Raw genomic sequence first — 25417 nt, forward strand, 5'->3', positions numbered from 1 at the left:
GTTCAAGGCTTCGTCCTACGACGACGGCCTTTCCCGGCCCGTACGGGTGCCGAAGCTCCGGCTTCCGCGCCGAGCCCTGTGCGGTCCGCGGAGACGACCAGCGCAGCGAGCACCGTCGTCACCGGCACCGAGGCGACCAGTCCGATCGAGCCGACCAGCGTTCGTACGATCTCCTCCGCCACCAGCTCGCTGTTGGCCACCGTCCCCACGCTGCTCTGCGCGATGGAGAACAGCAGCAGCAACGGCATTGCGGCGCCCGCGTAGGCGAGCACCAGCGTATTGACGACCGAGGCGATGTGGTCGCGTCCGATCCTGATGCCTGCCCGGTAGAGGCCCCGCACACCCAACGTCGGGTTCGCCTGGTGCAGTTCCCAGACCGCCGATGTCTGGGTCACGGTCACATCGTCGAGGACGCCGAGCGAACCGATGATGACACCGGCCAGCAGCAGACCGCTCATGTCGATGTGCGGGTACAGGCCATGGATGAGGCCGGTGTTGTCGTCGGTGTTGCCGGTCAGGCTCGCCCAGCCGATGAAGAGCGAGCCGAGCAGCCCGATCAGCAGCAGCGAGATCAGCGTGCCGATCACCGCGACCGAGGTGCGGGCGGTCAGGCCGTGGCACATGTAGAGGGCGATCAGCATGATCGCACTGGCCCCGACCACCGCGACGAGCAGCGGATTCGAGCCCTGAAGAATGGCCGGGAGGATGAACAGGGTCAGCACGGCGAAGGACACGGCGAGCGCGACCAGCGCCATCACCCCGCGCATGCGGCCCACCGCGACCACGACCAGGGCGAAGATCCCGGCCAGCAGGGCCATCGGGAACTTCCGGTTCACGTCCGTCACCGAATACTGCAGATCATGGGGTGCGTCGGGGGCGTACGCCACGACCACGCCCTGACCCTTGCGCAACTGACGCGGCGCGTCGGGCGGGACGACCTCGGTGAAGGTCCGGCCCTTGTCGTGACCGGTAGTCACCTCGATCGTGGACTTCTTGCACAGTGCCTTTCCGCTTCCCGAGGGCGGTGTGGTGTCCCCGCCGACAGGCGTCTGGACCACGTTCACGGCCTTGCAGTCCACCATGTCGACATTCACCACCTTTCCCTGCTGGGTCTGCCGGTCGAATCCGACGCCGGTCCGCTCGTGCGGCGGCGCACCACCCGGCCAGAGCGCCACCAGACCGACGACGACGACGGTGGCGAACGGGATCAGTACGGCCGCGATGACTTTGCGCAGATGTTTGGAGACGGGCGCGGCAGGGCCGTGGCTGTGCGAGTGGCCGTGCTGATGGCCCTGCGGTTCGTGGTCGATATGGGGGGACGTCACCGGCCGATCATCGCAAGAAGGGACGGGCCCTCTGTTCATTACGCCGGACGGGGCGCTAGCGTGGAGGGACCTTTGCACACGCGGGAGCTCGGAGCACCGGGCTGAGAGGGCGCTGATATCCGTACGTCCGTACGGGACAGGCTGCGCCGACCGCCGAACCTGTTACCGGGTAATGCCGGCGTAGGGAGTAGGTCTCATGACCACAGCGGACGCACGCACGCCTGCCTCGAACCAGAGCGACGAGGCCGGGAAGTCCATCGGCTGGCACAAGGGGTACGTCCAGGGCTCGCGCCCGGACCTCCGGGTGCCGGTCCGTCAGGTGCACCTCACCAACGGCAAGGACGTGACGCTGTACGACACGTCGGGGCCGTACACCGATCCCACCGTCGAGACCGATGTCCGCCGCGGGCTCGCACCGCTGCGGGAGAACTGGATCGTCGCCCGCGGCGACACCGAGGAGTATCCGGGCCGCCCCGCCCGTCCCGAGGACGACGGGCTCAAGCACACCTCGCCGCGAATGGGGTCTCCCCTGCTCGACGGAAGCCGAGAACTCGGGGAAGGACTGCGCAACCTCGACGCGGTCTTCCCCGGCCGCCCGCGCCTGCCGCGCCGCAGCCGGGACGGGCAGCCGGTGACCCAGCTCGCGTACGCCCGCCGGGGCGAGATCACCCCGGAGATGGAGTACGTGGCCATCCGGGAGAACGTCGAGCCAGAGGTGGTGCGCGAGGAGATCGCGGCCGGCCGGGCCGTGCTGCCGGCCAACGTCAACCACCCCGAGATCGAGCCGATGATCATCGGCAAGCGGTTCCTGGTGAAGGTAAATGCCAACATCGGCAACTCCGCGGTGACGTCCTCCATCGAGGAGGAGGTGGAGAAGATGACGTGGGCGACGCGCTGGGGCGCCGACACCGTCATGGATCTGTCCACCGGCCGCAACATTCACACCACCCGTGAGTGGGTTCTGCGCAATTCCCCCGTGCCGATCGGCACGGTTCCGCTCTACCAGGCCCTCGAAAAGGTCGACGGCCGGGCGGAGGAACTGACGTGGGAGATCTACAAGGACACCGTCATCGAACAGGCCGAGCAGGGCGTCGACTACATGACGGTCCACGCCGGCGTGCGCCTGCCGTACGTACCGCTGACCGCCCGCCGCAAGACCGGCATCGTCTCCCGCGGCGGCTCGATCATGGCGGCGTGGTGCCTCGCGCACCACAAGGAGTCGTTCCTGTACGAGCACTTCGAGGAGCTCTGCGAGATCCTCGCGACCTACGACGTGACGTACTCGCTGGGCGACGGGCTGCGTCCCGGCTCGATCGCCGATGCCAATGACGAGGCCCAGTTCGCCGAACTGCGCACGCTCGGCGAGCTGAACACGGTCGCCAAGCGGTTCGGCGTCCAGACCATGATCGAGGGGCCGGGCCATGTCCCGATGCACAAGATCAAGGAGAACATCGACCTTCAGCAGGAGATCTGCGAGGAGGCGCCGTTCTACACGCTCGGCCCGCTGACCACCGATGTCGCACCGGCGTACGACCACATCACCTCGGGCATCGGCGCGGCGATGATCGCGTGGTGGGGGACGGCGATGCTCTGCTACGTCACGCCGAAGGAGCACCTCGGCCTGCCCAACCGGGACGATGTGAAGACCGGCGTCATCACGTACAAGATCGCGGCGCATGCGGCGGACCTCGCCAAGGGGCACCCGGGGGCGCAGGACTGGGACGACGCGCTCTCCGACGCCCGTTTCGAGTTCCGCTGGGAGGACCAGTTCAATCTGGCTCTCGATCCGGACACCGCACGGGAGTTCCACGACGAGACGCTGCCCGCCGAGCCGGCGAAGACGGCGCACTTCTGCTCGATGTGTGGTCCGAAGTTCTGTTCGATGAAGATCTCCCAGGACATCCGGCGCGAGCACGGCGGTTCGCAGACGGAGATCGAGGCGGGTATGGCGGAGAAGTCCAAGGAGTTCGCGGCGGCCGGCAACCGGGTCTATCTGCCGATCACGGACTGACCGTATCCGGGAGGAGGAATCGCCCCGGGGACTCCTGTCTCCGGGGCGACCGCTCCTGCCGTCCGGCCGGTGTGCGGGCCCGGTCAGTCCAGTTCGTGCTCGGGGCCGCCGAAGTCGGGGCTGGTGAAGTCGGGTGAGGTGAAGGTCGGGCGGGGGCCCGCCGGGCCGTCGTCCGGGCTGGAGAAGTCCGGCCGGCTGTAGCCGATCTTCGGGATGCGGTTCGCCGAGCGGAGCGGTGTGCGGGAGGCGGGAGCGGCTTCGGGATCGGCGAGCGCATCCCGCAGGAACGGCAGTATGCCGCGCTCCAGCAGGGCGTGGCGCCACGCCTCCCTGGCCCGTGCCACGTCCTCCGGCAATTCGTCCTCGGGGTCCTCGACGGGCTGCGACGTCGACCCGTTGCGCAGTGCGGTGATGAGCAGCCCGGCGGCGGCGACCAGGATGGCGGCGGCCGTGACCGCCGCGAAGAACCAGCCCACGGAGACCATGGCGGAGGCGAAGGACGGCGGCGGGTCGAGCAGCTTCAGCAGGTAGCCCGCCAGCAGGAATATGAACGCGGCGGTTCCGGCGAGCACGGGTGCCAGGACCGTGATGACGGCTCCTATGCCGGCGCCCGACTGATGCGGACGGGCGGTGCCGGACCCGGGGCCCGTGTCCTGGTCCGCCTCTTCGGCGGGGCCGCGCAGTTCCTCGCGGGCCTGCACGTAGTGCTTGTACTCGGTGGCGGCCGTCGAGGTGATCAGCTCCGTGGCGTCCAGCGCCATGGTGCGCAGCTGTACGGCGTTGAGCCGCTCGCCGACCGCGGCCAGATCCGGCCGTTCATGGGCATGGCGCAGTGCGTCGTCGAGGATCCGCTCGTACTCGGGGCGGTCCTCGGCCAGCAGGTGCGGAGCGCTGTTCATGTGCATCCCCCGATGCTCCGTAGGGCCTGAATGCCTGCTCGGAACGGGCAGTTGGGCGGAAACGGAGGAGAGCCTGCTACTGATACGCCGATGGTAGAGCGCCCACGGCACGGGGTGACAGGGGGTTTCCGGAAATAGGCCCAGTGGACGGCGTGGTCGGTTCCTGGATGCGTCTGCCCAGAAGAACGTCAGTCATGCAGGGGCAGTTGGACGACCAGCAGCTTTCCGGCCATGGTCACTCCGCCGTCCATGGCGATGGCGAGCCCGTCCGCGTACACGTGCGGACCTTCGACCACGGGGCCGGAGCCATCCTCGCCGTCCTCCGAACCGACCTCTCCGAGGAGGTAAGGAATGGGGCTGTGACCATGGACGATGCGCTGTCCGCCGTAGGCCGACATCAGCTCCCGGACCGCCTGCGGACCCGACTCGTCACGGAAGGCGAACCGCTTGGTGAGTTTCCGGAAGAGGTCCCAGCACTCATCGGCGTCGTTACGCGTGAGGATGGCGTGCACGGTGTCGTTGACGTCCTCGATGGTGGTGCCGTATTCGAGGTAGGCCGTCGTGTCGGAGTGCATCAGCAGATGCCCGTCCTCCTCGACGATCGCGTCGAGCCGGGACATCCACTGGAGGTGGACGTCCTGGAGCCGCTCCATGTCGTTCTTCTGGCCGCCGTTGAGCAGCCAGGCCGCCTGGAAAGTGGCGGTGCCCGCCCCGGAGTTGACCGGGGTGTCGCTGAACCGCTTCGCGCCGAGGAGCAGCAGTTCGTGATTGCCCATCAGGGCCTTGCAGTAGCCGCCGGCGGCGGCGGCCTCGGCGGACAGGCGCATCACGAGGTCGATGACCCCGATGCCGTCGGGGCCCCGGTCGGTGAAGTCGCCGAGGAACCAGAGCCGGGCATTGCCCGCCGACCATTTGCCGTCGGCGTCGATGAGGCCCTGTTCGGTGAGGGCGGCGTGGAGCTCGTCCAGATAGCCGTGGACGTCGCCGACGACGTACAGCGGTCCGAGGCCCTGGTCCGGGACGGGCCGGGGGTCGGGGACGGCCGCGACCTGCAGGGTGTCACCGCGGTTGATCACGGGAAGATCGCGCGCGGTGGGGGTGTACCCCTCCGGCGGCTCGGCACCGGGGACGGCGTTGCCCGGGTGCGGTGCCGATGGCGGCACCGGGTTCTGGGCATAGGGCGGTACGCGGAAGTCGCGCAACGTCGCAGTCCGCACCACGGGTTCCTGACCGGCCCCCTGTGTCATCGACCCCTCCACCACCGTCGCGCCGCCGTACACCTGACGGGCCCTGCTGGTCGGGGCGGTCCGCGGTGTCGTGCGCCCATCATAGGAATGCGGATCGTGCTCTGTGACGCACCAGGGGTGGTGAATCCGGACGCACGTCGGGTTCACCGGCCGATTGGTCCGAAATCGCCTGATCAATCCCCTGCCGGAGAGCGGGGTGCGCTGACCGTGGTGCGGGGTGGACGGCGTTGCGAGGAGGTCCGCACGATGAGTTCGGTCGGTATGACCTGCTCCACCGGTCCGTCCTGATCCACGCCCTCGATGGCGTCGATCAGGAGCTGGACGACCGCCGTGCCGATTCTGCGCGGCTTGAGCGAGAGGGTGGTGATGGGGGGCTCGGTCGTCGCGTACACGGTGGACTCGCTGCAGCAGACCAGCAGCAGGTCCTCGGGGACGCGCAGGCCGTACCGGCGGGCCGCCGCCAGCAGGTCGGTGCCGTTGGGGTCGAAGAGCCCGTAGACGGCGTCGGGCCGGTCCGGGCGGGCGAGCAGGCGGTCGGCGGCGACCGCGCCCGCGCACGGGTCGTGGGCGGGGTACGACTCGTACACCGGGTCCTGTCCCACGCGCTCGCACCAGTGGAGGTACGCGGTGGTGGAGAGGCGGGTGTACGTGTCGGTGGTGGTGCCGGTGAGCAGGCCGATGCGGCGGGCTCCGGCGGCGGCGAGATGGTCGAGCAGATCGAGCACGGCGGCCCGGTGGTCGTTGTCGACCCAGGCGGTGACCGGGAGGGTGCCGGCCGGACGTCCGTCCGAGACGACGGGCAGCCCCTGGCGTACGAGTTCCGTGACGACCGGGTCCTGGTCGGAGGGGTCGATCACGACGGTGCCGTCGAGGGCGACGTTCGACCAGACGTCGTGGCGTGAGGTGGCGGGCAGGATGACGAGGGCGTAGCCGCGGGCGAGCGCGGCGGAGGTGGCCGCTCTGGCCATCTCGGCGAAGTACGCGAATTCGGTGAAGGTGAAGGGTTCGTCCCCGTAGGTCGTCACGGTCAGGCCGATGAGGCCGGACTTGCCGGTACGGAGGGTTCGGGCCGCGGCGGAAGGGCGGTAGCCCAGGCGCTCTGCGACCTCGCGGACATGGCGGCGGGTGGCGTCCGGGAGCCTGCCCTTGCCGTTGAGCGCGTCGGAGACGGTCGTGATGGAGACTCCGGCGGCGGCGGCCACGTCCCGGATTCCCGCTCGTCCCTGCCGGCCGCCGCGCCGGGGTGTGTCCGTCCGGCTCACCTGGTGCTTCCCTGCTGCTGTCATGGCGAGCCGATAGTAGGGCTCGGAAGGGCGGTTGACCTGGTCGCATATTCACTCGTTGACAGGCACGTTTTTGCATGATCATTCAGAGGCAAATGCCTTGCAAACCAAGGATGTTGAGGGGCCTGGCCGTAGTGTGTCATGTGTCGAAGTCGATGGGCCTACTAAATGGTCGATGTCTCGAAGAGGTCTCATCTCACCTCTTCGAGGGATGCGCGCCACGGAGTGAGCCACCGGCGCGCGCCGGAGCGGATAGCGCTCCCCCCATTCCTGGTCGCACCGGACGATTGGGCCGCTTTGGCCATTCGCAGCAGCGCCCAATCCTCATAAGGTGAGCAGTATTGATGTGTACGGACGGTCGAGGAGGACCTGCGGTGAGCGAGACGAGCCCCAAGCTGCGCGCCGAGCTGGACGGCGTTCCCGCCTATGTACCGGGCAAGCCGGCCGCGGCCGGTGGACCGGTCGCGTTCAAGCTGTCCTCCAACGAGAACCCGTATCCGCCGCTGCACGGGGTGATGGAGTCCGCCCTGGCCGCGGCTGCGAACTTCAACCGCTACCCGGACATGGCCTGCACCGGCCTGATGAACGAACTGGCCGAGCGTTTCGGTGTGCCCGTCTCGCACCTCGCCACCGGAACCGGCTCCGTCGGCGTCGCGCAGCAGCTGCTCCAGGCCACGTCGGGCCCGGGTGACGAGGTCATCTACGCCTGGCGCTCCTTCGAGGCGTACCCGATCATCACGCAGGTCAGCGGTGCGACCTCGGTGAAGGTCCCGCTGACCGACGGTGACGTGCACGATCTCGACGCGATGGCGGACGCGATCACGGACCGCACCCGGATGATCTTCGTCTGCAACCCGAACAACCCGACCGGCACCGTGGTGCGCCGGGACGCGCTGGAGCGGTTCCTGGACCGGGTGCCGGGCGATGTCCTCGTGGTGCTCGACGAGGCGTACCGGGAGTTCATCCGGGACGTCGAGGTGCCGGACGGCATCGAGATCTACCGGGACCGGCCCAATGTGGCGGTGCTGCGGACCTTCTCCAAGGCGTACGGCCTGGCGGGTCTGCGGGTCGGTTTCGCCGTGGCCCACGAGCCGGTGGCGGCCGCGCTGCGCAAGACGGCGGTGCCCTTCGGGGTCAGCCAGCTCGCGCAGGACGCGGCGGTCGCCTCGCTGCGTGCCGAGGACGAACTCCTGGGACGGGTGGGCTCGTTGGTGTGCGAGCGCCAGCGTGTGCAGCGGGCCCTGGCCGGCCAGGGGTGGACCGTGCCGGATTCCCAGGCGAATTTCGTCTGGCTGCGGCTCGGGGACCGTACCGCCGACTTCGCCGCGGCATGTGAGCGGGCCGGAGTGGTGGTCAGGCCGTTCGCGGGCGAGGGCGTGCGGGTCACGATCGGGGAGGACGAGGCGAACGACCTGTTCCTGAGGGTGGCGGAGTCGTACCGCAAGGAGCTGTAGGGCGGTCGCGCAGGCCGCCTGCGCGACTCGGGGACCGGGCCCCGCACCTCGTTCGACGTTCGACGAGGTGCGGGGCCTTCTCGCTGTCGGGGTCCGTGTTGCTCCCGGGGCGTCTGGTTCGGGCAGATTGATCGGAACGTCCCGAGAGGGGTACCCCGCCCGAACGTCCCGAAAGTCTGTGCGCCATAATGCTTGTGAATGTGAACGCGTTCACAAGCGTGTCCTGTTCCTCCCGTGATTAGTCGGATTTAAAGGGCAAACTGCCGGTGTGATTACGGCGACGTAAGGAGAAGACGACGTGGAGCTAGCTCTGGCGCCGGAAACCCTGGCGCGATGGCAGTTCGGTATCACTACCGTCTATCACTTCCTGTTCGTCCCCCTGACGATCTCTCTCGCCGCGCTCACCGCCGGCCTGCAGACCGCCTGGGTCCGGACGAACAACGAGAAGTACCTCAGGGCGACGAAGTTCTGGGGCAAACTCTTCCTGATCAACATCGCCATGGGCGTCGTCACCGGCATCGTCCAGGAGTTCCAGTTCGGCATGAACTGGTCCGACTACTCGCGGTTCGTCGGCGACATCTTCGGTGCCCCGCTCGCGTTCGAGGCACTGATCGCGTTCTTCTTCGAGTCCACCTTCATCGGCCTGTGGATCTTCGGCTGGGACAAGTTGCCGAAGAAGATCCATCTCGCCTGCATCTGGATGGTCTCCATCGGAACCATCCTGTCCGCGTACTTCATCCTGGCGGCCAACTCCTGGATGCAGCACCCGGTCGGCTACCGGATCAACAAGGAACGCGGCCGGGCCGAGCTCACCGACTTCTGGCACGTGCTCACCCAGAACACCGCGCTCGCCCAGTTCTTCCACACCATCACCGCGGCCTTCCTGGTCGGCGGCGCGTTCATGGTCGGCATCGCCGCCTTCCACCTGGCGCGCAAGAAGCACATCCCGGTGATGCGGACCTCGCTGCGGCTCGGCCTGGTCACCGTGGTCATCGCCGGACTGCTCACCGCCATCAGCGGCGACCAGCTCGGCAAGGTCATGTTCAAGCAGCAGCCGATGAAGATGGCCGCCGCCGAGGCGCTCTGGGAGGGGCAGGACTCGGCGCCCTTCTCGATCTTCGCGGTCGGCGACGTGGCCAAGGGCCACAACACCGTGGAGATCTCCATCCCGGGGATACTGTCCTTCCTCGCGGACGACAGCTTCACTTCGTACGTCCCCGGCATCAACGACATCAACAAGGCCGAGCAGGAGAAGTTCGGACCCGGCGACTACCGGCCCAACATCCCGGTCGCGTTCTGGAGCTTCCGCTGGATGATCGGCTTCGGGATGGCCTCCTTCGCCCTCGGCATCCTCGGACTGTGGCTGACCCGGAAGAAGTTCATGCTGCCGCCGGGGCTGCGGACCGGTGAGGACGAAGTGCCCCACCTGGTCCTCTTCAAGAACAAGGCCCTCAGCCCGAAGCTCGCCAAGTGCTACTGGATCGTCGCGCTCTGGACGCTGCTCTTCCCGCTGATCGCCAACTCCTGGGGCTGGATCTTCACCGAGATGGGCCGCCAGCCCTGGGTCGTCTACGGCGTGCTCCAGACCCGCGACGCGGTCTCCCCCGGCGTCTCGCAGGGCGAGGTGCTCACCTCGATGATCGGCTTCACCCTGCTCTACGCCGTGCTCGCGGTCGTCGAGGTCAAGCTGCTCGTGAAGTACATCAAGGCAGGTCCGCCGGAGCTCACGGAGGCAGACCTCAACCCGCCCACCAAGATCGGCGGCGACCATGACGACGCCGACCGGCCGATGGCCTTCTCCTACTGAGAGCAGAGGAGCTGAGAGATGGAACTCCACGACGTCTGGTTCGTACTCATCGCCGTCCTCTGGACCGGCTACTTCTTCCTGGAGGGATTCGACTTCGGGATCGGTGTCCTCACCAAGCTGCTGGCCCGCGACCGCAAGGAACGACGAGTCCTGATCAACACGATCGGGCCCGTCTGGGACGGCAACGAGGTATGGCTGCTCTCCGCGGGCGGTGCGACCTTCGCCGCCTTCCCCGAGTGGTACGCCACCCTGTTCTCCGGCTTCTACCTGCCGCTGCTACTGATCCTGGTCTGCCTGATCGTGCGCGGTGTCGCCTTCGAGTACCGGGCGAAGCGGTCCGGCGAGAAGTGGCAGACCAACTGGGAACACGCGATCTTCTGGACCTCGCTGCTCCCGGCCCTGCTCTGGGGCGTGGCCTTCGGGAACATCGTGCGCGGCGTGAAGATCGACGCCGACATGGAGTACGTGGGCAACTTCTGGGACCTGCTCAACCCGTACGCCATCCTCGGCGGACTGGTCACGCTCTCCCTCTTCACCTTCCACGGCGCCGTGTTCGCGGGGCTCAAGACGGCCGGGGACATCCGGGAGCGGGCGGGCAGGCTGGCGCTGAAGCTGGGGATCGTCACCGCGGTGCTCGCGCTCGGCTTCCTGATCTGGACCCAGCTCGACAACGGGGACGGCTGGAGCCTGCTGGCGATGATCGTCGCTGTGGTGGCACTGGTCGGCGCGGTCGCCATGATCGCGGCGGGACGCGAGGGATGGTCGTTCGCGTTCTCCGGCGTGACCGTCGCGGCGGTGGTCGCCATGCTCTTCCTGACACTCTTCCCGAACGTCATGCCGTCCTCGCTGAACGACGCCTGGAGCCTCACGGTCACCAACGCCTCGTCCACCCCGTACACACTGAAGATCATGACCTGGTGTGCGGGGATCGCCACCCCCGTCGTCCTGCTGTACCAGGGCTGGACGTACTGGGTGTTCCGCAAGCGCATCGGCACGCAGCACATCGCCGAGGCGCACTGAACGCACCTGAAGCCGGTCCGGCGGATCGCGGCCGGGGCACGACACCGACCCCGATCCGCCGGACCGGCCCTGATCCACCGACCGAGCTTGCCTAGGGGCTGTTTCACGTGAAACCGATCGACCCGCGTCTGCTCCGTTACGCCCGCGCCACCCGCCTCTTCCTGGCGGCCGTGGTGGCGCTCGGAGTTGTCGGGGCAGCGCTGGTCATCGCCCAGGCCATGCTCATCGCCGAAGTGGTGGTGGGCGGGTTCGAGGACGGACTGACGGTCTCCGCTCTGCGGACCCCGCTGATCCTGCTCGCCGCGGTCGCGCTCGGCCGGGGGCTGGTCTCCTGGCTGACCGAACTGGCCGCGTACCGGGCCAGCGCGGCGGTCAAGTCCGAACTCCGCGGCCGGCTGCTGGCGCGGGCCGCGGCGCTCGGTCCCGGCTGGCTGAACGGACAGCGCACCGGCTCCCTGGTGGCGCTCGCGACCCGTGGCGTCGACGCGCTCGACGACTACTTCGCGCGCTATCTGCCGCAGCTCGGCCTCGCGGTCGTCGTGCCGGTGGCGGTCCTTGCCAGGATCGTCACCGAGGACTGGGTCTCGGCAGCGATCATCGTGGTCACGCTGCCGCTCATCCCGCTCTTCATGATCCTCATCGGCTGGGCCACCCAGTCACGGATGGACCGCCAGTGGCGGCTGCTGTCCCGGCTCTCCGGCCACTTCCTCGACGTGGTCGCCGGACTGCCGACGCTGAAGGTCTTCGGCCGCGCCAAGGCGCAGGCCGAGTCCATCCGCACGATCACCTCGCAGTACCGCCGGGCCACGCTGCGGACCCTGCGGATCGCGTTCCTGTCGTCCTTCGCCCTGGAACTGCTGGCCACGTTGTCGGTGGCCCTCGTCGCCGTCACCATCGGCATGCGGCTGGTGCACGGCGAACTCGACCTCTACACCGGCCTGGTGGTGCTGATCCTGGCGCCCGAGGCCTATCTGCCGATCCGCCAGGTCGGAGCGCAGTACCACGCCGCTGCCGAGGGGCTCTCGGCCGCGGAGGAGATCTTCGCTGTCCTGGAGACCGAGCTCCGGCAGGACGGCACGGCGGACGTGCCCGGTTCACTGCGGCTGGAGCTGGAGCGGGTGACCGTGCGGCACGAGGGCCGTGCCGAACCCTCGCTGGACGGGGCCTCATTGGTGGTGGACGAAGGGGAGACCGTGGCCCTGGTCGGCCCCAGCGGTGTCGGGAAGTCCACCCTGCTCGACGTGGTCCTCGGCTTCACACACCCTGACGAGGGGCGGGTACGCGTCGGCGGTGTCGACCTGACGACGCTCGCGCCCGAGCGATGGCGGGAACGGATCGCCTGGGTGCCGCAGCGCCCGCACCTCTTCGCGGGCACCATCGCGGAGAACGTACGACTGGCCCGGCCGGACGCCGACGACAGCGCGGTGACGGCCGCGCTGCGGGACGCCGGGGCCTTTGACTTCGTGGCGGAACTGCCGGACGGGGTACGGACGCTCATCGGCGAGGACGGCGCGGGCCTCTCCGCCGGACAGCGGCAGCGGCTCGCCCTCGCGCGGGCCTTCCTCGCCGACCGCCCGCTGCTGCTGCTCGACGAGCCGACCGCGAGCCTGGACGGCGAGACGGAGGCGGGGATCGTCGAGGCGGTACGGCGGCTGGCGGTGGGACGGACCGTGCTGCTGGTCGTGCACCGCCCGGCGCTGCTCTCGATGGCCGACCGGGTGGTGACCCTCGAACCGGGCGCGACGGCGCGGTCGGCGATGACCGAGGCGTCCGCGGTCGTGCCGCGGCCGACGAGCGCTGCCGCCGACCGGATGGAGACGAGCGCTCCCACCGACCGGATCGACGAGGCAGCGGAGCCCGAGGTGCTGAGGGACACCGCGGCCCGCTCCGGCCGGGTCCTGGCACGGGTCAGGGAGGCCGCAGGGGCACAGCGCGGCCGGCTGGCACTCGCGCTGCTGCTGGGAAGCCTCGCCCTGGGCTCGGCCGTCGGGCTCATGGCCGTCTCCGGCTGGCTGATCTCGCGCGCCTCCGAACAGCCCCCGGTGCTCTATCTGATGGTCGCCGTGACCGCGACCCGCGCCTTCGGACTCGGGCGGGCCGTCTTCCGCTACGCCGAGCGTCTGGTGTCGCACGACGCGGTGCTCAAGATGCTCGCCGAACTGCGCGTCGCGGTCTACCGGGGCCTGGAGCGCGTCGCGCCCGCCGGACTGCGCCGGACCCGGCGCGGGGACCTGCTCTCCCGGCTCGTCGCCGATGTCGACGCCCTGCAGGACTACTGGCTGCGCTGGATGCTGCCCGCCGGGACCGCCGTGGTCGTCGGAACGGCGGCTGCCGGATTCATCGGCCGCCTGCTGCCGGCAGCAGGCGCCGTGCTGGCCGCCGGACTGCTGCTGGCCGGAGTGGGAGTGCCGCTGGTGAGCAGTGCCTGCTCCCGTCACACGGAACGCCGGCTCGCCCCCGCGCGCGCCGATCTGGCCACCCGGGTCACGGACCTGCTCGGCGGAACCGCCGAACTGACCGTCGCGGGTGCCCTGCCCGCCCGCGCGGAACGGACCCGGGACGCCGACGGCGTACTGACCCGCATCGCCGCCCGCGCGGCGACCGCCACCGCGCTCGGCGGCGGCCTCATCGCCCTGGTCGCCGGCCTCACCGTCGTCGCCACCGCGCTCGTCGCCCTTCCCGCCGTGCACGACGGCCGGCTCGCGGGTGTGGAACTCGCGGTGGTGGTGCTCACCCCGCTGGCCGCCTTCGAGGCCGTGACCGGTCTGCCGCTCGCCGTGCAGTACCGCCGGCGGGTCGAGCGGAGCGCGGAGCGGGTGTACGAGGTGCTGGACGCCCCGCTGCCGGTACGCGAACCCGGCAGCCCGGCCGAGGCACCCGCATCGCCCTTCCCGCTGGAGGTACGGGGGCTGTCGGCCCGGTACCCGGGAGCAGGCCGGGACGCCCTCGGCGCCGTCGATCTGACGTTGACGGCCGGCCGGCGTATCGCCGTCGTCGGACCCTCCGGCTCCGGGAAGACGACCCTCGCGCAGGTCCTGGTCCGCTTCCTGGACGAGCGGGCCGGTACGTACCGGATCGGCGGTGTCGAGGCCCGTGCGCTGGAGGGGGACACGGTCCGGCGGTTCGTCGGGCTGTGTGCTCAGGACGCCCATGTCTTCGACAGCTCCATCCGGGAGAATCTACGGCTGGCCCGAACCGGTGCGACGGACGAGGAGCTGCGGTCCGCCCTCGGCCGGGCGCGGCTGCTCGACTGGGCCGACGCGCTGCCCGACGGGCTCGACACCCTCGTCGGCGAACATGGCGCGCGCCTCTCCGGCGGCCAGCGCCAGCGCCTCGCCCTGGCCAGGGCGATCCTCGCCGACTTTCCCGTCCTGATCCTGGACGAGCCCGCCGAGCATCTCGACCTGGCGACCGCGGACGCCCTGACCGCGGACCTGCTGGCCGCCACCGAGGGGCGCACGACCGTGCTGATCACCCATCGCCTGCAGGGACTCGAAGCCGTCGACGAGGTGCTGGTGCTGGACGTCGGCCGGGTCGTGCAGCGTGGCTCGTACACCGATCTTGCCGCCGGGGAAGGTCCCTTGCGCCGGATGCTGGAGCGCGAGCGGGAGACCGCACGGGTGCCGGTAGGGGCCGTGGGCGAGCGGGAGACTGCGCGGGTGCCGGAAGGGTCCGTGGGCGTGCGGGTGTGAGCCGGGCGGCGCGACAGCCGACTTTCCTCCCCAATCGGGACTAACTACTCTCGGGGGTATGCCGGAGCAGGACCCGAAGGACTCACTCGAAGCGGCTACCCGGGCGACCCGCAGCCTGCAGGGCCTGTCCACCGAGATCACCGCCCGCATCCCCCAGCTGCTGGAAGCCATGCGCTCCGTCGGCGCGGGCCTGGAACTGCACTCCACCCTCGACCGGATCTGCGAGACGGCCGCCGAACTCGCCCGATCCCGCTACGCCGCCATCGGCGTCGTGGACGAGGAGGGCGAAGGGCTCTCCGACTTCGTCACGTACGGAGTACCGGACGAGGTGGCGGAAGAGATCGGGCACCGCCCCGACGGGCACCGGGGACTGCTGGGCGCGCTGATCCACGATCCGGTGCCGGTGAGGCTCGCCGATCTGACGGCCGATCCGAGGTTCGCCGGCTTCCCGCCCGGCCACCCCCGGATGCGGACCTTTCTCGGCGTCCCGATCCGCGTACAGGGAGAGATCTTCGGCAATCTCTATCTGGCCGAGAAGGACGACGGCGGCGAGTTCAACGACTACGACCTGCACATGGTCCGGGTGCTCGCCACGGAGGCCGGGATCGCCATCGGCAACGCCCGGCTGTACGAGGCGGCACGCCAGCGCGAGCGGTGGATCGACGGATCGGTGGCCGTGACAACCGCCCTGCTCTCCGGCGGGGACGCCGACGACGCGCTCTCCGTCGTCGCCGAACAGGCCCGCCGGCTTGCCGACTCCGCCGCCGGGATCGTGCTGCTGCCCACCGAGGACGGCGGACTGGAGATCGTCGCCGTCTCCGCGGACGACCCCTCCTCCTCGCTCGGAGTGATCATCGGGCCGGAGAGCTCGGTGGCGGCGAAGCTGCTGGGCGGCGAGGCGGTCTTCGTGGACGATTCGGCCGCCGACCCCCGCATGGTCACCACGCTGGCCCATCGGTACGGCCCGAGCATGCTGCTGCCCCTGCACAGCGGCGGGCGGGTGCTCGGCGCGCTCGCCACCCCCCGTGCCCGGGGCGGCAGGCCCTTCACGGAGGCGGAGCGCACCCTCGCCACCCAGTTCGCCTCGCAGGCGGCGCTCGCGCTGATGATGGCCGAGGCACAGCGGGACCGGGAGCGGCTGGCGGTCTACGAGGACCGGGACCGGATCGCCCGCGATCTGCACGATCTGGTCATCCAGCGGCTGTTCGCCACCGGGATGATGCTGGAGAGCGCCCAGCGCCGGTCGGTCGTGCCCGAGGTGCAGACCGGGGTCGGCCGGGCGGTCGACGAACTGGACGTGACCATCCAGGAGATCCGTACCGCGATCTTCGCGCTGCAGCAGGAACCCGCCGAGGCGCCTTCGGGGCTGCGCACCCGCGTCCTGCGCGAGATCAACATGGCGGCGGTCCCGCTGGGCTTCAAGCCCTCGCACCGCTTCCTCGGCCCGGTCGACTCGCTGGTCGGCGAGCTGACCGGCAAGAACCTCGTCGCGGCGCTGCGGGAGGCGCTGTCCAACGCCTTCCGGCACGCCGAGGCGTCGTTGATCGACGTGGTCGTCGACGCGACCGCCACGCTGCCCGACGGGAGGGACGCGGTGCGGTTGTCGGTCGCCGACGACGGAGTGGGCATCCCCGAGGGCGGCCGCCGCAGCGGGCTGCGGAACCTGGCGCGCCGGGCGGAGGCGCTCGGCGGCGCGAGCTGGTTCGGGCCCGGGATCGGGGAGGACGGGGGCGGTACGACGGTGGTGTGGGAGGCGCCTCTGTGACGGCGGCCGGGCGCTGCCTCTTCGGAGACCGGGCGCTGCCTCTTCGGAGAAGAGGGCTCAGCGCCCGATACCGGACGCCCGGCGCTCGGCGACGATCCGCTCGATGACGACTGCGACACCGTCCTCGCCGTTGGTGGCGGTCCGGCCGGAGGCGGCGGCGAGCGCGGCCGGGTGGGCGTTGCCCATCGCGTACGACGTGCCCGCCCAGCTCAGCATCTCCACGTCGTTGGGCATGTCCCCGAAGGCGACGACCTCGGCGGGCGAGATACCGCGCTCGGCGCAGCAGAGCTCCAGCGTGCTGGCCTTGGAGACCCCGGGGCCGCTGATCTCCAGCAGGGCCGTGGGGCTGGACCGGGTGAAGGAAGCCCGCTCACCGGCCGTCGTACGGGCCAGGGCGAGGAAGTCGTCCGGGGCGAGTTCGGCGTGGTGGGCGAGGAGCTTCAGCACGGGGACGCCGGTGCCGGGCGCCTCCTCGTGCAGCAGCTTCTCGGCGACGGCGACCGAGGCGCACGGGTCCAGGTGGAACGGCGGGTAGTCCGGTTCGTAGTGGATGCCGGTGGCCAGCTCGACGGCGAAGGTGGTGCCGGGGGCGGCGGCGCGCAGCGAGTGGACCACGTCGAGGGCGATGGCACGCTCCAGCGGCCGGACCTCGACCAGCTCGCCGCCGGCGTGCAGATCGGCGACCGCCGCGCCGTTGGCGCAGATCGCCAGGCCGTGGCCGTGCACATGGTCGCTGACGACATCCATCCAGCGGGCCGGGCGCCCGGTGACGAAGAAGACCTCGATACCGGCCTCCTCGGCAGCGGCGAGCGCGGCGACCGTACGGTCGGAGACCGTCTTGTCGTCGCGGAGCAGGGTGCCGTCCAGGTCGGTGGCGATCAGCCGGATAGCGGCAGGCGAAGGCGAGTCGGTAGCTGAGGTCACCGGGCCATTCTCGCGCACGAGGGTGCACGGGCGTGCGGAGGGGCGCACATCTGAGGATGCGCGCCCCTGACCAGGCGAACATGCCTGGCGCATATGCCACCGGTCCCGGCGGCGGGTGGGTCAGTGGCCGAGCTGGGCCAGAGCCTCGGTGGCGATGCGCTCGAAGACCTTCTCGTCCGCCGCGAAGTCGGAGTCGGGGATCGGCAGGTGAACGACGATCTCCGTGAAGCCCAGCGCGAAGTGGGTGCCCGCGAAGTCGACGAAGGCGTCGAGGGACTGCAGCGGGCGGTCCGGGGTGAAGCCGGTGAGGAGGATCTTGTCCAGCTCGGCGACATCCCGGCCGATGGACTCGCAGGCCGTGCCCAGCTTGGTGAGCTGTCCCCGGATGGCCTCCACGGACTGTTCCGGGGTGCCCGTCTCGTACAGCTTCGGGTCGCCCGTGGTGACCCAGGCCTGGCCGTACCGGGCGGCGAGCTTCATTCCGCGCGGGCCGGTGGCGGCCACCGCGAACGGCAGCCGGGGCCGCTGCACACAGCCGGGGATGTTCCGCGCCTCGTTCGCCGAGTAGAACCTGCCCTCGTGCGTCACCGAGGGCTCACGCAGCAGCTGGTCGAGCAGCGGTACGAACTCGTCGAAGTGGTCGGCCCGTTCGCGCGGCGTCCACGGCTCCTCGTCGCTCCGGCGCAGTGTCGTGGCGTCGAAGCCGTTGCCGCCGGCGCCGATGCCGAGGGTGAGGCGCCCGTCGGAGACGTCGTCGAGCGTGATGAGGTCCTTGGCGAGCGTGACGGGGTGCCGGAAGTTGGGGGAGGTGACGAGGGTGCCCAGGCGCAGTCGGCGGGTGGCGGCGGCCGCGGCGGTGAGGGTCGGTACCGCACCGAACCAGGGGCCGTCGCGGAAGGTCCGCCAGGCCAGGTGGTCGTAGGTGTAGGCGGCGTGGAACCCGAGGTCTTCGGCCCGCTGCCAGATCTTCTGTCCTTCGGCCCACCGGTGGATGGGGAGGATCACCGTGCTCAGACGCATGACCCCGACGATACGCGCGCTTCCCGCTGCCACGGATATGCCGACGGAGCAGATTGCAGGAAGCCACGCCGCCGTCGCGGATGGGGGCCGCTACCGTGGAGTCATGGGCACGCTGGGCAGGACCGAGCTCGAGGCCATGATCGAAGAGGCGACTGTCGACGCCTACAGCGACGACGAGCAGCTGACCGGTTTGTTCACCATGCTTGAGGAGTGCCTCGGCCTGCCCTTCACCACCGCGGTTCTCGGCGTCGAGGTGACTGTGCACGGCGTCGACCTCACACCCGGCGGCAGGATCGTCGCCCTGTGCTCCCGGGGCCGCGTCCGGCAGTCGATCGGCATCCTGGAGCTGCCGTTGCCCAGCCCGGCGCCCGAGGGGGCGGAATGGATCGAGGCGTACCGTCACTGGGCCGGTTGAGGCCGGGCACCTCCCACTTCACGCGGAACTGGCTCGTACGAAAGGGCTGAACGTGGCTGAGGCCGCACGAGGCACGCATCAGGGTGCCGGTGAACCGTCGCCGGCCGATCTCATCGAGCACAGCGCCGAGTTGAAAGGGGATCTGGTCGCCTTCGCTCAGAGCGCCCGCTTCGACCGGTGGCTGACGCCCCTCCTGCTGGATGCCGCTGGGCCTGCAAGACAGCTGGACGAGGGTGAGGCCATCCGGATCACCGACCACTTCATCCTGCGGTATCGGCTGCCGGACGGTTCGACCGTGGTGGACCGGTTCGTCGCCGGACGGAAGGACTTGACCGCGGCCGACCGGGAGATGCTGCTCGGCTGGCGTGACCCGGTCGAGGGCATCTTCGAGATCCAGCGCAAGGACGGGGATGCCGTCGTCCTGCTGAACCTTGTCGACGACCTGGAGTACCGCACGTACTCGAATGTCGGGCCGGCGGCGTTCCGCGGAGTGTCCAAGGGAGGATTCCTCCACACCTGCCTGGTACCCGTCCACTCGGGCGACGGGGCGTGGCTGGTGTCCGGGGCGATGTCGTACTACCCCAGGTCCAGTGCCACCGACATCGCACAGGCGGCGCTCGAACTGGCCACCGGCCAACCCGAGCTGGTCTTCCGCAACCCCGAGAAGATCGAGCAGGGGTGGCAGCGGATGCGGGAGGACCGGGCCGCGTTCGTAGAGTTCTGCGGCAGCGACGAGCTGGTCCTTCCGCCTGCCGAAGCCGAGGACCTCCTCAACGCCTACTATCGCCACCGTCAGGAGGCCGCCGTCGCCGCACAGCCCGGCCGTGCCCCGCGCAGGCGGCTCCCCCGCCTGGACCTGCCCTTCTTCGAACTTCCGCCGGAACTGGCGGACTCGGACACCATCGGTGTCATCTACGACCAGATCGACGGGCTCAACTTCTACGCCGACTACGGGATGCTGCGGGACCTCTTCGCGGACCCCGCCCTCACGGGACGCGGGCGACACCAGGATCTGCTGCGCACGTACCTGCGTGAGGAGTCGATCGCGCCATTGCCGATCCGCCGTCTGGCCGCCGCTCACCCGGAGACCGCTGACGAGGTGTTCCGGAAGCTCCTGCGGAAACCCGGCTTCACCTGGAGCGAGCATGGTGAGACGCTGCTGCGCCGACGCAAGTCCTGGTACTACGAGAACGAGCCCCGTCCGGGCGTTTCCGTCATCGGCGACCGCCTCAGCAGGCTCGCTGCCGGCAGCCGGTAGTCACCGTGAAGCGTCGACGGTTCAATAAGTCATGTACTCCACTTCCCCTGTGGACACGCCCCGCCCCGGCAAGACCCGAGTCACCAGCGTCTCCCTGCGCGCCGAGACCCTGGAGGCAATCCGCGCACGCGCCGGCAAGCAAGGCGTCTCCTCCTGTATCGAGGAGGCCGTACAGCGGCAGCTCTGCGCGAGGCCATCGACGAGTACATCGCCACCGCTGAAGCGGAACACGGCCCTGTCGGCGGGACTCTCGTTCTCGACAGCGAGGCCCTCTCCAAGCTCTCCCGTCGGCACCGTGACATGACCGTATGGCCGGAAGTCGCCCGCAGACTGGACCTGCTCGTCGTGACGAGCGCCGCCACGCTGGTGGAGGCACGCGACCCGAAGGTGCCGCAGGCTGCGTTCGACCATGCCGTTTCCCTGGCCAAGGTGCGCCCCGTCACGGAGGAGATCGCACATGCGGCAAGCAGACCGCTCGCCGCAGAAAGCCTGCACGGTCAGAAGTGCGCCATCGATGCGATGCTCGCGGCCACAGCCACAGCCACAGCCACAGCCACAGCCACAGCCACAGCCACGGCCACGGCTCACGTGGAGCACGGCGACGTCACTGTCATCACGAGCGACACGGATGACCTGCGCCGACTGTGCCACCCTCGTATCGTCGTCGAGCCGATCCGAGTGCGTGGCGGCGGTCGCGGCGGTGGGGGTCGGTACCGCACCGAACCAGGGGCCGTCGCGGAAGGTCCGCCGGGCCAGGGGCCGTAAACCGGTGGGCCCGCTCCACGTGGGCGTGCGACTCCTCGGCGGGACGGAACACCGGAGGGGGCGCGGGTCGGGGGACCGGACCGGGCACCGGCCCGACCGGGCGGCCGAGTCGCTGGTCAGTCGCGGAACCGCAGGAACGCGGGCGGCACGGCAGCGGTGAGCCAGACGCCGTTGGCGCTGACGTAGAAGGTGTGGCCCGCGTGGTGCATCGCGCCCGCGTCCACGGACAGGACGACGGGCCGGCCGCGCCGGGCGCCGACCCTGGTCGCCGTCTCGCGGTCGGGCGAGAGATGGACGTGCGTGCGGTCCATGGGCCGCAGCCCCTCGCTCCGGATCGAGTCCAGCGCGCGGCCCACCGTGCCGTGGTAGAGGTACGCCGGCGGTTCGGCCGGCGGCAGGTCGAGATCCACCGGGACGGTATGGCCCTGGCTCGCGCGGATCCGGTCGTTCTCGACGGCGAAGCGCTGCTTGTCGTTGACGGCGACGACATGGTCGAGCTCGGCTCGGGTGAGGGGGAAGTTGCTGCGGGCCACGGCCCGCAGCAGCGTGTCGATGGGCACCCAGCCGTTGGCGTCGAGCGCGATGCCGATCCGCTCCGGCTGATGCCGCAGGTGTTTCGAAAGGTACTTGGACACCTTGACGGTGCGTCTTTCATCCATACCGGCAGGGTGCCAGTGAGGGTCTTCCCGGTGCATGCGGGTTTCGCTCACGAGGTGCCGAAGTAGTTCTCCTCCACAGGTTTGATCCACAGTCAGTTCGACTTATCCACAGGCTAATTGGCGATTCTGTGGACAAGTCAAAGCGAAATCAATCATTTTGGTCAACTTGCTCCACTTTACCGTTAGGTGAAACAAGTGCATCCAATGTCCTTGATTGCACCTCGCGTTCGGCGGCTGCCGCGACGAAGGCGGAGACGTTCTCCGCGCCAACCAGCTGTCGGACAGCCCGGATCGTGCTCGGCGGCAGATCCACTCCGTGTGCCGTGAGTGACGGGGGATCCACACCGATGGGCGTGTCCGCGCCGAGGTGATGATGCAGATGACGGGTGGCGAACGTCCTCATCGCACGGGCCAGTTCGGCGTCCACCGTCTGCTGGGCGAGCGGACGTAGTCTGCGCACCATGGCGGCAGCCTCGGCCGCGTCCGAATCGGTCGGCGGCCGATGGCCGAGGTAGCGGGCGAAGACATGCTCGGTGGTGAACTCCAGGAAACGCGAGGCGATCTGCTCGACCTGACCGCGAAGTTCCCTCAGATGCCCGGAGATTGCGCTGAGCGGCACGCCCGCCGCGTGCAACTCGACCGCCACGGCCAGCTCCTGGGGGCTCGGCACCAGGAATTCGTCGTCCCTGCCCGGAATGCGTTCGAGTACGCCGAGGTCCACCGCCTCGGCGACCGCCTCGTCGTCCGAGGTCCCGCCGAACTTGAGGTTCAGCTCGTCCCGGGTGATCCGGTCGGCCTGTTCGTCCGTCCAGGGGCCGTGCACCTCGGCGACGAGCCCGAGCACTCCGCCCAGCCCACGACCGGTGTCCCAGGCGTCCAGGAGCTCCTTGATGCTGGCCAGGGTGTAACCGCGATCCAGCAGATCGGCGATCTGCCGGAGCCGGGAGAGATGGGTGTCCCGGTACACATTGGCCCGGCCGCGCCGCTCCGGTGTCGGCAGCAGGCCGCGGTCCTGGTAGGCGCGGATCGTGCGGACGGTGGCCCCGCTCGCGTGCGCCAGGTCCTCGATCCGGTACTCGGCGGCGGCCTGCCGGTCCGTCGCCGCCGACGACCGCCCGGGGCCGTTCACAGCGGCGGCTTCAGCCGGGCGATCCCCCGTAGCGCGCCGGGGCTGAACCGGGACAGGAGGCGGGCCCCGCGGGCCTCCGGTGTCACCGGCACGACGGCCTGGTTGCGCACCACCGCCTTGAGGATCGCGTCGGCGACCCGCTCCGGCGGGTAGTTGCGGAGCCCGTACAGCCGGCTGGTCCGCTTGCGCAGACGCTTCTCCTCCGCGGCGTCGGCACCGGCGAAGTGCGTCGTCGCGGTGATGTTCGTGTTGACGATGCCGGGACAGATGGCGCTGACCCCGATCGACCGCTCGGCGAACTCGGCCCGCAGGCATTCGCTGAGCATCAGCACCGCCGCCTTGGAAGTGCTGTACGCGGGCAGCGCCCGGGACGGCTGATAGGCGGCGGCGGAAGCCGTGTTGACGATATGGCCGCCCTGGCCGCGCTCGGCCATCTGCCTGCCGAAGATCCGGCAGCCGTGGATGACCCCCCACAGATTGACGTCGAGGACGTTCTTCCAGTCCTCGCTCGTGGTGTCCAGGAAGGAGCCGGACAGGCCGATCCCGGCGTTGTTGACCAGGACGTCGACGATTCCGTACTCGGCGGCGACCTTCTCGGCGAGCTTCTCCATCGCCTGCTCGTCGCTGACGTCGACCGCCTCGCCCCAGGCGGCCGGGGCACCGATCAGCCGGGCCATCTCGGCCGTCCTGGCGGCTCCCTCCGCGTCCCGGTCCACGGCCACCACCCGGGCACCCGCCTCGGCGAACGCGAAAGCGGTGGCCCGGCCGATGCCGCCGGCCGCGCCCGTCACGAGGACCAGCCGGCCGCCGAACCTGTCCGCGTACGCCCCGGTCGGCGCGGTGTCCTGCACCGGGCCGCCGTTCTCCTTGGCCGCCTCGTTCGCGGCGACGAACTCGCTTGTCCAGGCGGCGAGCTGGTCCGGCCTGGTGCGCGGCACCCAGTGCTTGCCGTCCAGCGACCTGCGTACCAACTGGGGTGCCCACAGCTCCAGTTGGTCGTACAGCTTCTCCGAGAGGAAGATGTCGCCGGTCGGTGTGATCAGTTGGACCGGCACATGCGCGTAGGCGTCGGTGCGCGGTCGGCTCAGCCGGGCGCGGACGTTGTCGCGGTAGAGCCAGGCGCCGTGCGCCGCGTCGTCGGGCAGCGAGGCTGTCGGGTAGTCGCCCGCCGGTACCTTCTCCAGCCGCTGGAGTATCCGCGGCCACTGCTTGCCGAGCGGGCCGCGCCAGGCGAGCTCGGGCAGGACCGGCGTATGCAGCATGTAGACGTACCAGGACTTGGCGCCCTGGCCGAGCAGCTGGCCGACCCGGCGCGGGGTGGGCCGGGCCATCCGCTGCTTGATCCAGTGCCCGAAGTGGTCCAGGGAAGGGCCGGACATCGAGGTGAACGAGGCGATCCGGCCCTCGGTCCGCTTGACCGTGACGAACTCCCAGGCCTGGACCGACCCCCAGTCGTGCCCGACGAGATGCACCGGCCGGTCCGGACTCACCGCATCGGCGACGGCCAGGAAGTCGTCGGTGAGCTTCTCCAGGGTGAAGCCGCCGCGCAGGGGCTTCGGGGCCGTGGACCGGCCGTGCCCGCGCACGTCGTACAGCACGACGTGCCACTGTTCGGCCAGCCGGCGCGCCACGTCCGTCCAGACTTCCTTGCTGTCCGGGTAGCCGTGCACCAGGACGACCGTCGGCCGTCCCTCCTCGCCCAACTCGGCGACACACAGCTCGATTCCGCCCGTACGCACCCGGCGTTCGCGCGCCCCCGGCAGGCTCTGCAGATTCATGCCGCCACCCTTTCCTCGGCCCAGCGCCGCACATGCGGAAGATCGTCGTCCAGCCAGAAGGCGCTCTGCTCGGGGTCCTTGGAGTCGGTGACCACCAGGATCTCCTCGAACTTGGCACCCGTACCGCGGAATCCGAGATGGGGCTCGACCGCCCACAGACCGGGCTGCGGCGGATGGTCGGAGAAGCGGTACGGACTCCACAGCGGCGACCAGCCGTCCCGGTGTCCGTGCAACGCGTCGCTCATCAGCCCCTTGAGGGACTGGGTGCCGAAGCCGAACACATGGGGGGACCAGCGGCGTTCGGTGACGCGGTCGACCTTGTGGGCGATGACACCGAAGGGATAGGCGCGGTGCCTGTTGGCGTACCCCTGCCTGATCATCAGGCGTTCGACGTCCTCGTATATCTCGCGCAGCGAACGCCGCTCGCGCACCTCGCGCAGTATCAGCTCGCGGTGGGCCTCCAGATCGGCCAGCAGCTTGTCGTGCAGGGGGTTGAGCCCGAGACAGCCGGAGTAGCCGATGTCGGCCGTGAAGCCCTTGTACACCGGAGCCATGTCGAGGATGAAGGGCATCCCCGGCTCCAGCTTCCGGTTGGTCGGGAAGAACTGCAGGGGAACCTTGAAGCCGGCGAAGGCCGTGCGGTCCCCGAACCAGGCGAAGGGGAGATGGAACCAGTCCCGCACACCGCGCTCGCGCAGCCAGTCGCGCTGCATACGGGCCGCCTCGCGCTCGGTCACCCCGGGCCGGAGCCGGCCCGCGACCGCCTCCGCGCAGGCGTACGCGAGGCTTTGCACCTCTCTGAACCCCCGCAGCTCCGGGGCCTTTTCGTCCTTCACTGCCGAGGCCATGCCACCGTCCGTTCCCTGCCGTGTGCGGTACGTGCCCGTAACGTGACACTGATGAATGTGACAATGTCCGGCGACTACGTCAAGAGGTGTGCGGAGGCCTGTGGACAACTCGGTCGGG

General features: G+C 69.7%; 18 protein-coding genes, 1 pseudogene and 1 riboswitch. Of the genes and pseudogenes, 9 read left to right on the forward strand and 10 right to left on the reverse strand.

From position 1 onward, the window contains the following. Positions 1–2: 2 nt before the first annotated feature. Positions 3–1325: a YibE/F family protein gene (locus tag ACFV8T_RS36665; protein ID WP_385336010.1), complete on the reverse strand. Its 1323-nt coding sequence runs from the start codon at positions 1323–1325 to the stop codon at positions 3–5. 70 nt (positions 1326–1395) lie between these two features. Then, positions 1396–1529: riboswitch (TPP riboswitch) on the forward strand. On the opposite strand from ACFV8T_RS36665, the gene thiC reads away from it, so the two are divergent. Next, on the forward strand, positions 1522–3336 hold the full coding sequence (thiC, locus tag ACFV8T_RS36670; protein WP_385336012.1) for a phosphomethylpyrimidine synthase ThiC: 1815 nt from the start codon (positions 1522–1524) through the stop codon (positions 3334–3336). It overlaps the preceding riboswitch by 8 nt. 83 nt (positions 3337–3419) lie before the next feature. Here thiC and ACFV8T_RS36675 read toward each other — a convergent pair whose 3' ends face one another. The 3 genes from ACFV8T_RS36675 to ACFV8T_RS36685 form a co-directional block, all read right to left on the reverse strand. Beyond that, positions 3420–4241: a hypothetical protein gene (locus tag ACFV8T_RS36675; protein ID WP_385336014.1), complete on the reverse strand. Its 822-nt coding sequence runs from the start codon at positions 4239–4241 to the stop codon at positions 3420–3422. 182 nt (positions 4242–4423) lie between these two features. Continuing rightward, entirely contained in the window at positions 4424–5482 is a 1059-nt protein-coding gene (locus tag ACFV8T_RS36680) for a metallophosphoesterase (protein ID WP_385336016.1), read from the reverse strand. Between the two features lie 173 nt (positions 5483–5655). Beyond that, complete coding sequence (locus ACFV8T_RS36685; protein ID WP_266416741.1) at positions 5656–6768, reverse strand: LacI family DNA-binding transcriptional regulator; 1113 nt, start codon at positions 6766–6768, stop codon at positions 5656–5658. 371 nt (positions 6769–7139) lie between these two features. On the opposite strand from ACFV8T_RS36685, the gene hisC reads away from it, so the two are divergent. The 5 genes from hisC to ACFV8T_RS36710 all read left to right on the forward strand — a co-directional run bounded on the left by hisC (position 7140) and on the right by ACFV8T_RS36710 (position 16503). Continuing rightward, entirely contained in the window at positions 7140–8219 is a 1080-nt protein-coding gene (hisC, locus tag ACFV8T_RS36690) for a histidinol-phosphate transaminase (RefSeq protein WP_385336018.1), read from the forward strand. A gap of 298 nt (positions 8220–8517) precedes the next feature. Next, positions 8518–10026: a cytochrome ubiquinol oxidase subunit I gene (locus ACFV8T_RS36695; RefSeq protein WP_385336020.1), complete on the forward strand. Its 1509-nt coding sequence runs from the start codon at positions 8518–8520 to the stop codon at positions 10024–10026. An 18-nt stretch (positions 10027–10044) separates the two neighbouring features. Beyond that, the gene (gene cydB, locus ACFV8T_RS36700; protein WP_266416733.1) at positions 10045–11046 is read left to right on the forward strand and encodes a cytochrome d ubiquinol oxidase subunit II; all 1002 of its coding nucleotides are present in this window, start codon (positions 10045–10047) and stop codon (positions 11044–11046) included. 107 nt (positions 11047–11153) lie between these two features. Next, positions 11154–14738 carry a thiol reductant ABC exporter subunit CydD gene (gene cydD / locus ACFV8T_RS36705; protein ID WP_385336022.1) on the forward strand — a complete coding sequence of 1195 codons (3585 nt, stop codon included), beginning with the start codon at positions 11154–11156 and terminating at the stop codon, positions 14736–14738. A 58-nt stretch (positions 14739–14796) separates the two neighbouring features. Continuing rightward, the gene (locus ACFV8T_RS36710; protein ID WP_385336024.1) at positions 14797–16503 is read left to right on the forward strand and encodes a GAF domain-containing sensor histidine kinase; all 1707 of its coding nucleotides are present in this window, start codon (positions 14797–14799) and stop codon (positions 16501–16503) included. Between the two features lie 57 nt (positions 16504–16560). Here ACFV8T_RS36710 and ACFV8T_RS36715 read toward each other — a convergent pair whose 3' ends face one another. Both ACFV8T_RS36715 and ACFV8T_RS36720 read right to left on the reverse strand, forming a co-directional pair. Beyond that, positions 16561–17427 carry a Cof-type HAD-IIB family hydrolase gene (locus tag ACFV8T_RS36715; protein WP_385336026.1) on the reverse strand — a complete coding sequence of 289 codons (867 nt, stop codon included), beginning with the start codon at positions 17425–17427 and terminating at the stop codon, positions 16561–16563. Positions 17428–17547: 120 nt separating this feature from the next. Beyond that, positions 17548–18447: an LLM class flavin-dependent oxidoreductase gene (locus ACFV8T_RS36720; protein ID WP_385336028.1), complete on the reverse strand. Its 900-nt coding sequence runs from the start codon at positions 18445–18447 to the stop codon at positions 17548–17550. 103 nt (positions 18448–18550) lie between these two features. Here ACFV8T_RS36720 and ACFV8T_RS36725 point away from each other — a divergent pair, with 103 nt between their 5' ends. The 3 genes and pseudogenes from ACFV8T_RS36725 to ACFV8T_RS36735 form a co-directional block, all read left to right on the forward strand. After that, on the forward strand, positions 18551–18862 hold the full coding sequence (locus ACFV8T_RS36725; protein ID WP_385336030.1) for a hypothetical protein: 312 nt from the start codon (positions 18551–18553) through the stop codon (positions 18860–18862). A 52-nt stretch (positions 18863–18914) separates the two neighbouring features. Then, complete coding sequence (locus tag ACFV8T_RS36730) at positions 18915–20120, forward strand: hypothetical protein (protein WP_385336032.1); 1206 nt, start codon at positions 18915–18917, stop codon at positions 20118–20120. 207 nt (positions 20121–20327) lie between these two features. After that, positions 20328–20795: pseudogene (locus ACFV8T_RS36735) on the forward strand (hypothetical protein); the annotation flags it as partial. A 206-nt stretch (positions 20796–21001) separates the two neighbouring features. On the opposite strand, the gene ACFV8T_RS36740 reads toward ACFV8T_RS36735, so the two are convergent. The 4 genes from ACFV8T_RS36740 to ACFV8T_RS36755 all read right to left on the reverse strand — a co-directional run bounded on the left by ACFV8T_RS36740 (position 21002) and on the right by ACFV8T_RS36755 (position 25299). Beyond that, the gene (locus ACFV8T_RS36740) at positions 21002–21544 is read right to left on the reverse strand and encodes an RNA 2'-phosphotransferase (protein ID WP_385336034.1); all 543 of its coding nucleotides are present in this window, start codon (positions 21542–21544) and stop codon (positions 21002–21004) included. A gap of 148 nt (positions 21545–21692) precedes the next feature. Further along, positions 21693–22673, reverse strand: a complete 981-nt coding sequence (locus tag ACFV8T_RS36745; RefSeq protein ID WP_385336036.1) for a MerR family transcriptional regulator — start codon at positions 22671–22673, stop codon at positions 21693–21695. After that, positions 22670–24451 (reverse strand): SDR family oxidoreductase, encoded by a 1782-nt coding sequence (locus tag ACFV8T_RS36750; RefSeq protein ID WP_385336038.1) that lies wholly within the window; start codon positions 24449–24451, stop codon positions 22670–22672. The genes ACFV8T_RS36745 and ACFV8T_RS36750 overlap by 4 nt, the downstream gene beginning before the upstream one ends. Beyond that, positions 24448–25299, reverse strand: coding sequence for a M24 family metallopeptidase (locus ACFV8T_RS36755; RefSeq protein WP_385336040.1), 852 nt, complete (start codon positions 25297–25299; stop codon positions 24448–24450). Before ACFV8T_RS36755 ends, ACFV8T_RS36750 begins: the two co-directional genes overlap by 4 nt. Positions 25300–25417: the final 118 nt, after the last annotated feature.

The sequence above is a fragment of the Streptomyces sp. NPDC059832 genome, from assembly GCF_042731715.1.
In the GTDB taxonomy this organism is placed as follows: domain Bacteria; phylum Actinomycetota; class Actinomycetes; order Streptomycetales; family Streptomycetaceae; genus Streptomyces.

Excerpts from the sequence above, each read along its gene's own strand:
- ACFV8T_RS36725 (WP_385336030.1), top strand. The coding sequence starts at position 18,551 with ATGGGCACGCTGGGCAGGACCGAGCTCGAGGCCATGATCGAAGAGGCG.
- ACFV8T_RS36755 (WP_385336040.1), bottom strand. The coding sequence starts at position 25,299 with ATGGCCTCGGCAGTGAAGGACGAAAAGGCCCCGGAGCTGCGGGGGTTC.
- ACFV8T_RS36685 (WP_266416741.1), bottom strand. The coding sequence starts at position 6,768 with ATGACAGCAGCAGGGAAGCACCAGGTGAGCCGGACGGACACACCCCGG.
- ACFV8T_RS36740 (WP_385336034.1), bottom strand. The coding sequence starts at position 21,544 with ATGGATGAAAGACGCACCGTCAAGGTGTCCAAGTACCTTTCGAAACAC.
- ACFV8T_RS36710 (WP_385336024.1), top strand. The coding sequence starts at position 14,797 with ATGCCGGAGCAGGACCCGAAGGACTCACTCGAAGCGGCTACCCGGGCG.
- ACFV8T_RS36680 (WP_385336016.1), bottom strand. The coding sequence starts at position 5,482 with ATGACACAGGGGGCCGGTCAGGAACCCGTGGTGCGGACTGCGACGTTG.
- cydB (WP_266416733.1), top strand. The coding sequence starts at position 10,045 with ATGGAACTCCACGACGTCTGGTTCGTACTCATCGCCGTCCTCTGGACC.
- ACFV8T_RS36675 (WP_385336014.1), bottom strand. The coding sequence starts at position 4,241 with ATGCACATGAACAGCGCTCCGCACCTGCTGGCCGAGGACCGCCCCGAG.
- thiC (WP_385336012.1), top strand. The coding sequence starts at position 1,522 with ATGACCACAGCGGACGCACGCACGCCTGCCTCGAACCAGAGCGACGAG.
- ACFV8T_RS36720 (WP_385336028.1), bottom strand. The coding sequence starts at position 18,447 with ATGCGTCTGAGCACGGTGATCCTCCCCATCCACCGGTGGGCCGAAGGA.
- ACFV8T_RS36750 (WP_385336038.1), bottom strand. The coding sequence starts at position 24,451 with ATGAATCTGCAGAGCCTGCCGGGGGCGCGCGAACGCCGGGTGCGTACG.